The organism is Streptomyces sp. NPDC006314 (genome assembly GCF_040613075.1).
Lineage (GTDB): Bacteria > Actinomycetota > Actinomycetes > Streptomycetales > Streptomycetaceae > Streptomyces.
The window spans coordinates 509,370-521,302 of sequence record NZ_JBEXRL010000002.1 but is presented as its reverse complement, the minus strand read 5'-3'; the positions used below and the strand labels follow the sequence as shown (position 1 = coordinate 521,302).

Below are 11,933 nucleotides of genomic sequence, written 5' to 3'. Positions count from 1 at the left end.
GCCGGGACGGCCAGGAGATCCGCGACCGGAAGAGTGGGATTCATCAGGGGAGCGCCCATATGATCCTTCTCCATGGGAGATGCCCGAATTGCCGTGCAACCGCAAGCCGAACCGGGGCGCCCGAACGAGGAGGGGCGGCGGTCCACCGGGGCTTCCCGGAGAGCCGCCGCCTTCGCCGTCTGGTATCTGCGGACCGTCGCCTTCATCAACTTCCTCAGCGCCGTGTGGGTCTCCCTCGGCCAGGACGTGCGCCGGCACAACCAGGACGACTTCTTCACGCCGTATCTGCTGACGGCCGGCTTCGCCTCCGGTGTGTTCACCACGTTCCTGGCGATCACCATGCGGCGCAGGAAGCGGGCCGCGTGGATCCTGAACCTCGTGCTCAGCGGGGCGTTCCTCGCCCTGTTCGCGTTCGCCATGGCCTTCCCGGAGATCCGGCGGTACGCGCAGAACTGGATCTCCCTGGTGCTGACGGCCGCGTTCGTCTGTGCGCTGCTCGTGGGCCGCCGGGAGTTCTACGCCAAGGGCGACCGGTCCAACCCGCGGCTCGCGGCCACGGTCGCCGTCGGCGGCGGGCTGCTCGCCTCGCTGCTGGCCGGACTGCTCGTGACGGTCACCAACCAGGCGCCGGACGCGGCCCGTTCCACCTTCCTGGAGCGCTGGCACTACGGCACTCTGCGGCTGGTGTCGGTGGCCGCCGAGGAGTCCCGCTTCCCCGGCATCGCCCCGCCCAACTGGGCCAACGTGGCGGTCAACGTGCTCAGCACGGCCCTGGTGCTCGCCGTGTTCTACGCCGCCTTCCGCTCCCGGCGGGCCGTCGACCCGCTCACCGAGGACGACGAGAAGCGGCTGCGGGCCCTGCTGGACCGGCACGGCGAGCGGGACTCGCTCGGCTACTTCGCGCTGCGCCGGGAGAAGAGCGTGGTGTGGTCGCCGACCGGGAAGGCGGCCGTCGCCTACCGCGTCGTCGGCGGGGTGAGCCTCGCGTCCGGGGATCCGATCGGAGACCCGGAGGCCTGGCCGGGGGCGATCGTGCCCTGGCTCGCGGAGGCGCGGGCCCACGGATGGATCCCGGCGGTGATGGGGGCGAGCGAGGAGGCCGGCACCGTCTACGCCCGGCACGGCCTGGACGCGCTGGAACTCGGCGACGAGGCGATCGTGGAGGTCGCCGAGTTCACGCTGGAGGGGCGGGCGATGCGCACCGTCCGGCAGGCGTACAACCGGGTGAAGCGGGCCGGGTACCGGGTGCGCATCCGCCGGCACGAGGACATCCCGGCGGACGAGATGGCGTACCTCGTCGAGCGCGCGGACGACTGGCGGGACGGGGCGACCGAGCGCGGGTTCAGCATGGCACTCGGCCGGCTCGGGGACCCCGAGGACGGCCGCTGCGTGATGCTGGAGTGCACGGACGCCGGCGGCCGGCTGCGGGCACTGCTCTCCTTCGTGCCGTGGGGGCCGAACGGGCTGTCCCTGGACCTCATGCGGCGCGACCGGGACTCCGACAACGGGCTGATGGAGTTCATGGTCATCGAGCTGCTGCGGCGGGCCGACGAGATCGGGATCACGCAGGTCTCACTGAACTTCGCGATGTTCCGCTCGGTCTTCGAACGTGGCGCTCGCCTCGGCGCCGGTCCGGTGCTGAGGCTGTGGCGGTCGCTGCTCAGCTTCTTCTCCCGCTGGTGGCAGATCGAGTCGCTGTACCGCGCCAACGCCAAGTACCGGCCCATCTGGGAGCCGCGGTTCCTGCTCTTCGAGAAGAGCGCGGACCTGCTGCGCATCGGCCTCGCCTCGGCCCGCGCCGAGGGCTTCCTGGAGGCGCCGGGACTGCCCAAGTGGCTGCACCGCAGGCACCTGGACACGCACCGATAACCGCACGGACGGGGAACGCTTGATGGAAACGGTCGCCCGCTGGGCCCGCGCCGAGTGGGGGCTGCTGTACGCCACCGTGCGCGAGCCCCTGCGGAAACGGCGCCTGCGAGCGCTCCCGATGACGCTCGCCGCGGTGTGCCTGACGGCCTGCCTGCAGTACGTGCAGAACCAGCCGTGGGGCTACCGGCTGGTGCAGGAGCTGGGTTCCGTACGGGCCGAGGACCCGCTGTGGCTGGCCCTGCTGCGCACTCCCCTGTCACTGTTCGTGCCCGCGCTGGACCTGCCGGTGTGGGGCGCGCTGGCGCAGATCCTGGTCGTGTTCGGGATCGCCGAGGTGTGCCTGGGCTGGTGGCGGACGCTGGTCATCGCGTACGTCGCCACGCTGGCCGGGACGCTCTACGCGCGCGTGGGGGTCACGCTGGGCCCGCACGCCCCGTTCGGGCTGCCCTGGACCGACGCGCAGGTGGTGGACACCGGCCCGTCGGCGGCCGTGGTGGGGCTCGCCGTGTTCGTGGGCTGGCGGTGCGGCGCCTATCTCACGGCGGGCGTGGTGACCGCGGCGATGGTCGTGGAGGTGCTGGTCAAGGAGAACCTGGCCGGCAAGGAGCATCTGGCCGCTCTGATCGCGGTGGGGGCGCTGTGCCTGGTGGTGGCGCTGCGGCACGGGCACGGGCATGGGCATGAGCACGGGCCGGGCGGGTACCTCCGGCGGTCGCGGCGCGGTCAGTGGCGGCCGGGCAGCCGGACCGGCCGGGGGTCGGGTTTGCCGCCGATCCAGTCCTGAACGGCGCGGCGTGGCCGGATCCAGCGGCGGTCGTGGCGGTAGGCGCGCAGGGCGGCCTTGGCGCGGGCGCGGGGCCGGCGGCCGTAGAAGCGGCGGGCCCACAGGGAGCCGGGGCGGGCCAGCCGGACGGCGCCGACGAGCGCGACCAGCGGCACGATCGCCCCAAGGATCGCGATACGGGCCTTGCCCTTGCCCAGGGCGATGAGCGAGAAGAGGAAGTTCCCGGCGATGGTGCTGATGGCACTGCCGCGGTCCTGCAGTTCCTCCTGGGTCAGGTCGTTGACGCCGAACGGGGCGAAGCCGGACAGCAGCAGGCCGACCAGGGCGGCGGTGAGCACGACGACCTCGACACTCTTGCGGCCCTCCTCGCTCCAGTAGACGTCGTCCAGGTGCAGGATCAGCGCGAACTCGTCCAGGACGAGCCCGGCGCCCATCCCGAAGAGGACGGCGGCGATGGCCCCGCCGGCGCCGTGCCGGTCGCTGGCTACCGCGCCGAAGCCACCGGCGACGGTGAGGACGACCCCCGGGACCACGTGGTGGATGTGCATCCCGCCGGTCTCGACGTTGCCGAACGGGCCCTTGCCGGCCCGGATCAGGCGCGTGATGACCCGGGTGACGAGAAAGGTCAGCACGAAGGCGGTGAGGGCGAGCAGCAGCGGGAGCTTGCCCGGCTCAAGGATGTTCCGCTCCCACCAGTGCCCCATATGCGCACCTTATCCCCGGGTGCGGAAAGCGGCCTCGTGACCGCCGGGTACCCTGCGCCGGTGCTCAAGTCCTCCCCCCTCGACGGCCTCCGCTTCGCCTTCGGCACGCTCACCGTGCTGCCCGTCCGGGTACACCGGTGGGACCGGGAGGCCGCACGCGGCGGGATGCTGACCGCCCCGATGGCCGGCCTGGTCGTCGGCGGCTGCGCGGCCGGGCTGGGGCTGGGGCTGCTCGTGCTGGGCGCCGGTCCGCTGCTCGCCGCCGTCGCGTCCGCCGCCGTACCCGCCGCACTCACCCGCGGGCTGCACCTCGACGGGCTCGCCGACACCGCCGACGGGCTGGGCAGCGGCAAGCCCGCCGAGGACGCGCTCAGGATCATGAAGCAGTCGGACATCGGGCCGTTCGGGGTGCTCACCCTCGTCCTGGTGCTGCTGGCCCAGGTCGCCGTGCTGACGCAGCTCTACGCCGGTTCGTGGGCGCGGGGCGCGCTGGCCGCCGTCGTCTCCGCGACCGCCGCCCGCCTCGCGCTCACCCTGGCCGCGCGCACCGGAGTGCCGGCCGCCCGCCCGGAGGGGCTGGGCGCGGCGGTGGCCGGGGTGGTGCCGAGGGGCGCGGCGCTGGCCCTGGCGATCGGCGTGGTCGTGGCGGCCGGGGCGGCGGGCGCCTGCCTCGGCGGGTACGACTCCGCGCGTACCGCCCTCGCGGTGGTCGCCGCCGTCGCCGTCGCCGAACTCCTGCTGCGCCGCTGCACCCGGCGCTTCGGCGGGGTCACCGGGGATGTGTTCGGCGCCCTGGCGGAGACGGCGGCGACGACCGCGCTCGTGGTGCTGTCCCTGGGAGGCTGGGCCTGACGGCATGTGCGCGTGCGCATCGTGCCCTGTCCGCCCCTCTGGCGCGGGTGCGGGGCGCTGCCCCCACCGCGCTCTCCGGCAGCTGCGGAGCGCCGTCCTCTCGTACGTCTCCCGGGCCGTCTGTTCGGCCGGCCCTGGGGCCAACGGGGCCTCGTCCGGCAGCACCGCCCCCTGGCACTTCGCCCGCGGCCGGTCGCCGGCCGTGTCGCTCCGTGGGCCGGCCTGAGTCGTCCAGGTGCACCGGTGGTGTACGGGACGCCCTCGCCCCGCGGCCGGCCGGTGACGCGCCGACCGGGCCGGCGCCGTCGTCGACGCCCAGGACGCCCGGGAAGCGCAGGACGCGCAGGACGCGCAGGTCGACACGTGGACCGGTTGCGGCCGGCGCACCCGGCGCGGCCAGTCCCGGCCGTGATCATCCCCGCGGCGGTCGCGGTGACGCCGACCGCTCTCCAGCGGTGCGCCCGATGAACCATGGCAGGTTCCTCCCCCACATGGTCCTCGGCGACGGATCCGTGCCGGAAATCCCGGAAGGCCGGTGCACATGACCGGAATCGCCGGGCAGACGGCCACCCGGGACCCGACGCGTGCGGCTCAGGTCACCGGCGTGCGGGGGGCGACGTGGCCACGACGCCGCGCACAGGTGAACACCCGCAGGAACGAGCGAAGGCGCGCACGCGCGTAGTCTCGTCCCGGGGGTTCGCCGACAGGGTGAAGGCCCCGGTTGCCGTCTGCCCCCGGGCCTGGGCCTAGGGTCGGCTCTCGGGCCCGGTCGACCCACCCCATATCGGCCACAGCAACTTCACATCGGAAGCGAGATCTCACCACCGTGACTGCTCTGACTCTCAGCACCGCCGCGGCGCCCGGCCTCCGGGTCGACGTGATCGTGATCGGTGTCGCCAAGGGCGCCCAGGGCCCCGTCGTAGCGCCGGGCGCCGAAGCCGTGGACAAGGCGTACGACGGCAAGCTGGCCGGCATCCTGGAGACCCTCGGCGCCTCGGGTGCCGAGGGCGAGCTGACGAAGCTGCCCGCCCCGGCCGGCTTCAAGGCCCCGCTCGTGGTGGCGGTGGGCCTCGGCGCGGAGCCCGGCACCAAGGACGCCGACGCCGACGACGCCGGCTACGACGCCGAGGCGCTGCGCAAGGCCGCCGGCGTGGCGGCCCGCGCGCTCGCCGGGTCCCGGAAGGCCGCGTTCGCGCTGCCCATCGACAGCCCCGGCGCCCTCGAGGCGATCGGCGAGGGCGTACTGCTCGGCGCGTACTCCTTCGACGCGTACAAGGAGAACGGACGTCAGGCGCAGGGCGCCGCCAAGGCCGGGAACGGCAAGACGCCGCTGGCCGAGGCCACGCTGCTCGGCGGCAAGCCGCGGGACGCCGCCCACAAGGGTGCCATCGCCCGCGCCGTCGCGGTCGCCGAGGAGCTGAACCGCGCCCGTGACCTGATCAACATGCCGCCGAACGACCTCACCCCCGAGATCTTCGCCGGCATCGCGCAGGCGGCGGCCAAGGAACACGGCCTCAAGGTGCAGGTGCTCGACGAGAAGGCCCTGACCAGGGGCGGCTACGGCGGCATTCTCGGCGTCGGCGGCGGTTCGGCCGCGGCTCCCCGCCTGGTGAAGCTGTCGTACAGGCATCCCAAGGCGGAGAAGCACCTGGCCTTCGTCGGCAAGGGCATCACCTACGACTCGGGCGGCATCTCCCTGAAGCCCGCCGGGCACAACGAGACGATGAAGTGCGACATGAGCGGTGCCGCCGCCGTGTTCGGCGCCGTCGTCGCCGCCGCCCGGCTCGGCCTGGAGGTCAACATCACCGGCTGGCTGGCGCTGGCCGAGAACATGCCGTCCGGCTCCGCCGTGCGCCCGGGTGACGTGCTGCGCATGTACAGCGGCAAGACCGTCGAGGTCCTCAACACCGACGCGGAGGGCCGGCTGGTCCTCGCCGACGCGTTGTGGGCGGCCTCGCAGGAGAACCCGGACGCGATCGTGGACGTGGCCACGCTGACCGGCGCGATGGTGCTGGCGCTGGGCAGCCGGACGTTCGGTGTCATGGCCAACGACGACGCGTTCCGCTCCGCGGTGCACGAGGCGGCGGAGGAGGTCGGCGAGCCGGCGTGGCCGATGCCGCTGCCGGAGCACCTGCGCAAGGGCATGGAGTCCTCCGTCGCGGACATCGCGAACATGGGCGAGCGGATGGGCGGCGGTCTGGTCGCCGGTCTGTTCCTGCGCGAGTTCGTGGGCGAGGGGATCACCTGGGCGCACCTCGACATCGCCGGCCCGGCGTTCAACGAGGGTGGTCCGTTCGGGTACACGCCGAAGGGTGGCACGGGGTCCGCGGTGCGGACGCTGGTGCGGCTGGCCGAGCTCACGGCCGCGGGTGACCTGGGCTGAGCCACCCGAGGGCCCGGTCCGTCCCGCAGGGCGGCGACCGCGGGGCGTGGGGGCTGTTCGCGCAGTTCCCCGCGCCCCCCTCGGCCGGCTGCCGCCGGCCTCCGCCGCAGGTGGGCGTGGGAGCTGGTCGCGCCCGCGCGGCGGAGCCGCACATCGGACACGGCCCCGCGCGCCGTCGCCGGCACCGCGCCCCCTGTCCGCCTCCGGTGAACGTGGGACGTCTCACACCCCGGCCCGGCGTCTCGATCCCCTCCGACAAGTGCAAAGATGGAGCCCGGCAGGACAGGGCCCCCACCGAAGGGCCGAAGCATCAAGCGGCCGGACACCAGCCGCCTGCCGGTCATCGGAGACCGGCGTACGGCGCACATGCATGGAGGACGTGACGTGGCGAACGACGCCAGCACCGTTTTCGACCTAGTGATCCTCGGCGGTGGTAGCGGTGGTTACGCCGCGGCCCTGCGAGGGGCGCAGCTGGGCCTGGACGTCGCCCTGATCGAGAAGGACAAGGTCGGCGGCACCTGCCTGCACCGGGGATGCATCCCCACCAAGGCGCTGCTGCACGCGGGCGAGATCGCCGACCAGGCCCGCGAGAGCGAGCAGTTCGGCGTCAAGGCCACCTTCGAGGGCATCGACGTGCCGGCCGTCCACAAGTACAAGGACGGCGTCGTCGCCGGCCTGTACAAGGGCCTGCAGGGTCTGATCGCGTCCCGGAAGGTGACGTACATCGAGGGTGAGGGCCGCCTGTCCTCCCCGACCTCCGTCGACGTGAACGGCCAGCGCGTCCAGGGCCGCCACATCCTGCTGGCGACCGGCTCCGTGCCGAAGTCGCTGCCGGGTCTGGAGATCGACGGCGACCGCATCATCTCCTCCGACCACGCCCTCGTCCTGGACCGCGTGCCGAAGTCCGCGATCATCCTGGGCGGCGGTGTCATCGGCGTCGAGTTCGCCTCCGTGTGGAAGTCCTTCGGCGCGGACGTCACGGTGATCGAGGGCCTGAAGCACCTCGTGCCGGTCGAGGACGAGAACAGCTCGAAGCTTCTCGAGCGTGCGTTCCGCAAGCGCGGCATCAAGTTCAACCTCGGCACCTTCTTCCAGAAGGCCGAGTACACCCAGGACGGCGTCAAGGTCACCCTCGCCGACGGCAAGGAGTTCGAGGCCGAGGTCCTGCTCGTCGCCGTCGGCCGTGGCCCGGTCTCCCAGGGCCTGGGCTACGAGGAGCAGGGTGTCGCCATGGACCGTGGCTACGTCCTGGTCGACGAGTACATGCGGACCAACATCCCGACCATCTCCGCCGTCGGTGACCTCGTCCCGACGCTCCAGCTCGCGCACGTCGGCTTCGCCGAGGGCATCCTGGTGGCGGAGCGTCTGGCCGGTCTGAAGGCCGTTCCGATCGACTACGACGGTGTCCCGCGGGTGACGTACTGCCACCCGGAGGTCGCCTCCGTCGGTATCACCGAGGCCAAGGCCAAGGAGATCTACGGCGCGGACAAGGTCGTCGCTCTGAAGTACAACCTGGCGGGCAACGGAAAGAGCAAGATCCTCAACACCGCGGGCGAGATCAAGCTCGTCCAGGTGAAGGACGGTGCCGTGGTCGGCGTCCACATGGTCGGCGACCGCATGGGCGAGCAGGTCGGCGAGGCCCAGCTGATCTACAACTGGGAGGCGCTGCCGGCCGAGGTCGCCCAGCTCATCCACGCCCACCCGACGCAGAACGAGGCGCTCGGCGAGGCACACCTGGCGCTGGCCGGCAAGCCGCTGCACGCCCACGACTGAGCCTTCCGTCCACGGGCGCGACGACACAGACTTCCGCAATTCGTTAGGAGCAACCGAAACCATGGCGGTTTCCGTAACCCTTCCGGCGCTCGGTGAGAGCGTCACCGAGGGCACTGTCACCCGCTGGCTGAAGGCAGAGGGCGAGCGCGTCGAGGCCGACGAGCCGCTGCTCGAGGTCTCGACCGACAAGGTCGACACCGAGATCCCCTCGCCCGCCGCCGGTGTGCTGGCCTCCATCAAGGTCGCCGAGGACGAGACCGTCGAGGTCGGCGCCGAGCTGGCCGTGATCGACGACGGCACGGGTGCCCCCGCTGCCGCTCCGGCCCCCGCCGCCGCCGAGGCCCCGGCCCCGGCCGCCGCCCCCGAGCCGGCCCCGCAGGCCGCGCCGTCCACGGAGCAGGCCGCCCCCGCCCCGGCCCCCACCGCCGAGGCCACCGCCGGTGCCTCCGGCGCCGAGGGCACGGACGTGGTCCTGCCCGCGCTCGGTGAATCCGTCACCGAGGGCACCGTCACCCGCTGGCTGAAGTCGGTCGGCGACTCCGTCGAGGCCGACGAGCCGCTGCTCGAGGTCTCCACGGACAAGGTCGACACCGAGATCCCGGCGCCCGCCTCCGGCGTGCTGCTCGAGATCGTGGTCGGCGAGGACGAGACCGCCGAGGTCGGCGCCAAGCTCGCCGTCATCGGCGCTCCGGGTGCCGCCCCGGCCGCCGCTCCGGCCCCGGCCGCCGCTCCGGCCCCGGCCGCCGCTGCCCCCGCCCCCGCTGCCCCGGCCGCCCCGGCCCCCGCCCCCGCGGCTCCGGCCGCCCCGGCTCCGGCCCCGGCCGCCCCGCAGGCGCCGTCGGCTCCGGCTCCGCAGCAGGTGACGACCCCGGCCCCCGAGCCGGCGCCGTCCGCTCCGGCGCCCGCCCCGGCTCCGGTGACCCCGGCCGCCGCGCCCACCGCGCCGACCGCCACCCAGGCGACCGACGAGGGCGCCTACGTCACCCCGCTGGTGCGCAAGCTCGCCGCCGAGAACGGCGTCGACCTGGCCACCGTCAAGGGCACCGGCGTCGGCGGCCGCATCCGCAAGCAGGACGTCCTCGCCGCCGCCGAGGCCGCGAAGGCCGCCCCGGCTCCGGCCGCTGCCGCCGCCGCGCCCGCCGCCAGGAAGGCCCCCGCCCTGGAGGCCTCCCCGCTGCGCGGACAGACCGTGAAGATGCCCCGCATCCGCAAGGTCATCGGCGACAACATGGTCAAGGCGCTGCACGAGCAGGCCCAGCTGTCGTCGGTCGTCGAGGTCGACGTCACCCGCCTGATGAAGCTGCGCGCCAGGGCGAAGGACTCCTTCGCGGCCCGCGAGGGCGTCAAGCTCTCCCCGATGCCGTTCTTCGTCAAGGCCGCCGCCCAGGCGCTGAAGGCCCACCCGGTCATCAACGCCAGGATCAACGAGGCCGAGGGCACGATCACCTACTTCGACACCGAGAGCATCGGTATCGCGGTGGACTCCGAGAAGGGCCTGATGACCCCGGTCATCAAGCACGCCGGCGACCTCAACATCGCCGGCATCGCCAAGGCCACGGCGGAGCTGGCGGGCAAGGTCCGCGCCAACAAGATCACCCCGGACGAGCTGTCCGGCGCGACCTTCACCATCTCCAACACCGGTTCGCGTGGCGCCCTGTTCGACACGATCATCGTGCCGCCGGGCCAGGTCGCGATCCTCGGCATCGGTGCCACGGTCAAGCGTCCGGCCGTCATCGAGACCGAGGAGGGCACGGTCATCGGCGTCCGCGACATGACCTACCTGACCCTCTCCTACGACCACCGCCTGGTCGACGGCGCCGACGCGGCCCGTTACCTGACGGCGGTCAAGGCGATCCTGGAGGCGGGCGAGTTCGAGGTCGAGCTGGGCCTCTGATCTCCCCGACCAGGCAGTACGACGGAGCCCCCGTCCGGAGTTCTTCTCCGGACGGGGGCTCTGCTCGTGCGAGCGGACGCCGCTAGGCCAGGCGTGCCGCCACCAGCGCCAGCCAGCCGCTCACGGTGAGCCGGTCCGGGGCCTCGACCTCCATGCCCAGCTCGGCGGTGCCGACGGCGTACTCGTTCTCGTCGAGCCCGAGGGCCAGCAGTTCCCGGATCTCGCCCACGAGCCGCGCGACCAGCTGCGGGTCGGTCGTCGCCGCGTAGTCGTCCACCGCCGCCTCGTGCCCGTCGAACTCGTCGGGCATGTCCTGGGAGAACCAGCCGCCGAGGAACTGCCCGAGCTCGGGGAACCTGGCATGCCACTCCCAGTGCGTTTCCGGCTTCGCCGGGGCCGGAACCCGCCCCTCCTCGACGCTGCGCCGGATGTGGTCGGCGAGCAGCGTCAGCCAGTCGAGGATCTCCGCGTCGGCCAGGCCCACATCGGGCAGGTCGTAGAACTCGCCGAGCCGGACCCTCAGCCTTCCCGGCGGGGTGCGCGCGTACTCCCGCAGCTGGCTTTCGGCGACGGCGAGCGCCCAGGGGCGGGTGTGCCAGGTGTGCCGCAGATACGCGGTGAGGGCCGCGCCCGGCTTCTCCTCGGTGTCATCGGCGGGCCGGCCCAGGTAGGCGCGCAGGACCTGGTCCAGCTCGCCGTATCCGCGGTCGTGTTCAAGGGGGGTCAGCGCCACGGTCGGACCACTGCCTTCACAGGTAGACGGGGAAGCTGGCGTGCACGGCGAACCCGTGCGGGGCGGACGGTTCGCGGCGCAGCACGACCCGGGCGGCCCGTACGTCGACGGCTCCCCTGCCGGCCAGCATCATGGCCTGCAGCAGCACCCTGCCGACGGGCTCGTCCCGGGACGGCCAGGCCGCCTCGATCGTCAGCCGCGCCCGGGTGGACTGGGCCAGCCAGCGGTGGATGACCTGTTCGTTGCGGGTGACCACGTGCTGGGTCGCCCACTGGGCGGTTTCCCGGTCGGGGTAGGTGGCGGTGCGGGTGCGCACGGGGCTCCTTCGGGCGCGCGGCGGCGGAATGACTCCGGATCACTTCGGGTCGAAGGACCAGACCATACCGACCTCTGTCTCCGAGACAAGGACCAGACCCAGGTCCCAGTCGTACGAGGAAACACCCGAACAGCCGGAAATACGCTTGTAGTAGTCGCGGTGCTTGCTGTCCCGGCCGGTGTTGGCGTAGAAGCGGGAGCCTTCGGGAAAACGTGACAGGATGATGTCGGCCTTCTCCTCCAACCCAGCCCTGCGTTCCTCGAAGTCCGGGTGTTTTTCCACGTTCAGCCACAACGTGGAAAGGGCTACGAGGAACTTTTTGGCGGAAGAGCGCGGAATCTCGTACAGGCGGGACTTGAGGGCCTCCGCCTTCTCCGGGTCCTCCGGCAGTCTGACGAAGGGATAGAACGGGTCATCGAGCCTTTCGAACTCTTCCGCGAAAGCATCGTTCACATGCCAGCCGCGTGCATCCGGCGTGTCACCGCGCATCAGCGTGTGCAGGTCGAGCACCCAGTCCCCGTGCTCCCTCCGCGTCACCTTCGCAATAGTGAGCCTGCGCGCGTACATCCCAAGCGCATCGGCCCACGACCGCTCATCGAGCTCAGCCATCACTGTCTCCTCACTC

The 11,933-nt window shown here is 72.6% G+C and carries 10 protein-coding genes; 6 read left to right on the top strand and 4 right to left on the bottom strand.

Going from position 1 to position 11,933, the window contains the following annotated elements; all coding sequences use genetic code 11:
* Positions 1–72: 72 nt before the first annotated feature.
* Together ABZ079_RS05505 and ABZ079_RS05500 are read left to right on the top strand one after the other, a co-directional pair.
* Positions 73–1,869: a phosphatidylglycerol lysyltransferase domain-containing protein gene (locus tag ABZ079_RS05505; protein ID WP_356938087.1), complete on the top strand. Its 1,797-nt coding sequence runs from the start codon at positions 73–75 to the stop codon at positions 1,867–1,869.
* 22 nt (positions 1,870–1,891) lie between these two features.
* Positions 1,892–2,653, top strand: coding sequence for a hypothetical protein (locus tag ABZ079_RS05500; RefSeq protein ID WP_356938086.1), 762 nt, complete (start codon positions 1,892–1,894; stop codon positions 2,651–2,653).
* Here the strand turns inward: ABZ079_RS05500 and ABZ079_RS05495 are convergent.
* Positions 2,593–3,357, bottom strand: coding sequence for a hypothetical protein (locus ABZ079_RS05495; protein WP_356938085.1), 765 nt, complete (start codon positions 3,355–3,357; stop codon positions 2,593–2,595). The genes ABZ079_RS05500 and ABZ079_RS05495 overlap by 61 nt on opposite strands.
* Positions 3,358–3,417: 60 nt before the next feature.
* Between ABZ079_RS05495 and ABZ079_RS05490 the strand changes: the two genes are divergently transcribed.
* The 4 genes from ABZ079_RS05490 (at position 3,418) to sucB (ending at position 10,259) form a co-directional block, all read left to right on the top strand.
* Positions 3,418–4,209: an adenosylcobinamide-GDP ribazoletransferase gene (locus ABZ079_RS05490; protein WP_356938084.1), complete on the top strand. Its 792-nt coding sequence runs from the start codon at positions 3,418–3,420 to the stop codon at positions 4,207–4,209.
* An 826-nt stretch (positions 4,210–5,035) separates the two neighbouring features.
* Positions 5,036–6,592, top strand: a complete 1,557-nt coding sequence (locus ABZ079_RS05485) for a leucyl aminopeptidase (protein ID WP_356938083.1) — start codon at positions 5,036–5,038, stop codon at positions 6,590–6,592.
* A gap of 384 nt (positions 6,593–6,976) precedes the next feature.
* On the top strand, positions 6,977–8,365 hold the full coding sequence (gene lpdA / locus ABZ079_RS05480; RefSeq protein ID WP_356938082.1) for a dihydrolipoyl dehydrogenase: 1,389 nt from the start codon (positions 6,977–6,979) through the stop codon (positions 8,363–8,365).
* A 61-nt stretch (positions 8,366–8,426) separates the two neighbouring features.
* Positions 8,427–10,259, top strand: coding sequence for a 2-oxoglutarate dehydrogenase, E2 component, dihydrolipoamide succinyltransferase (sucB, locus tag ABZ079_RS05475; RefSeq protein WP_356938081.1), 1,833 nt, complete (start codon positions 8,427–8,429; stop codon positions 10,257–10,259).
* Between the two features lie 82 nt (positions 10,260–10,341).
* On the opposite strand, the gene ABZ079_RS05470 is transcribed toward sucB, so the two are convergent.
* Genes ABZ079_RS05470 through ABZ079_RS05460 form a run of 3 tightly spaced genes read right to left on the bottom strand, consistent with a single transcriptional unit; the run spans position 10,342 to position 11,917 of the window.
* A complete protein-coding gene (locus ABZ079_RS05470) occupies positions 10,342–10,992 on the bottom strand; it encodes a contact-dependent growth inhibition system immunity protein (RefSeq protein WP_356938080.1) in 651 nt (216 codons plus the stop codon).
* A 16-nt stretch (positions 10,993–11,008) separates the two neighbouring features.
* The gene (locus ABZ079_RS05465) at positions 11,009–11,338 is read right to left on the bottom strand and encodes an RNase A-like domain-containing protein (RefSeq protein WP_356938130.1); all 330 of its coding nucleotides are present in this window, start codon (positions 11,336–11,338) and stop codon (positions 11,009–11,011) included.
* Positions 11,339–11,347: 9 nt separating this feature from the next.
* Positions 11,348–11,917: a hypothetical protein gene (locus ABZ079_RS05460; protein ID WP_356938079.1), complete on the bottom strand. Its 570-nt coding sequence runs from the start codon at positions 11,915–11,917 to the stop codon at positions 11,348–11,350.
* Positions 11,918–11,933: the final 16 nt, after the last annotated feature.

Excerpts from the sequence above, each read along its gene's own strand:
- ABZ079_RS05505 (WP_356938087.1), top strand. The coding sequence starts at position 73 with ATGGGAGATGCCCGAATTGCCGTGCAACCGCAAGCCGAACCGGGGCGC.
- ABZ079_RS05500 (WP_356938086.1), top strand. The coding sequence starts at position 1,892 with ATGGAAACGGTCGCCCGCTGGGCCCGCGCCGAGTGGGGGCTGCTGTAC.
- ABZ079_RS05495 (WP_356938085.1), bottom strand. The coding sequence starts at position 3,357 with ATGGGGCACTGGTGGGAGCGGAACATCCTTGAGCCGGGCAAGCTCCCG.
- sucB (WP_356938081.1), top strand. The coding sequence starts at position 8,427 with ATGGCGGTTTCCGTAACCCTTCCGGCGCTCGGTGAGAGCGTCACCGAG.
- ABZ079_RS05460 (WP_356938079.1), bottom strand. The coding sequence starts at position 11,917 with ATGGCTGAGCTCGATGAGCGGTCGTGGGCCGATGCGCTTGGGATGTAC.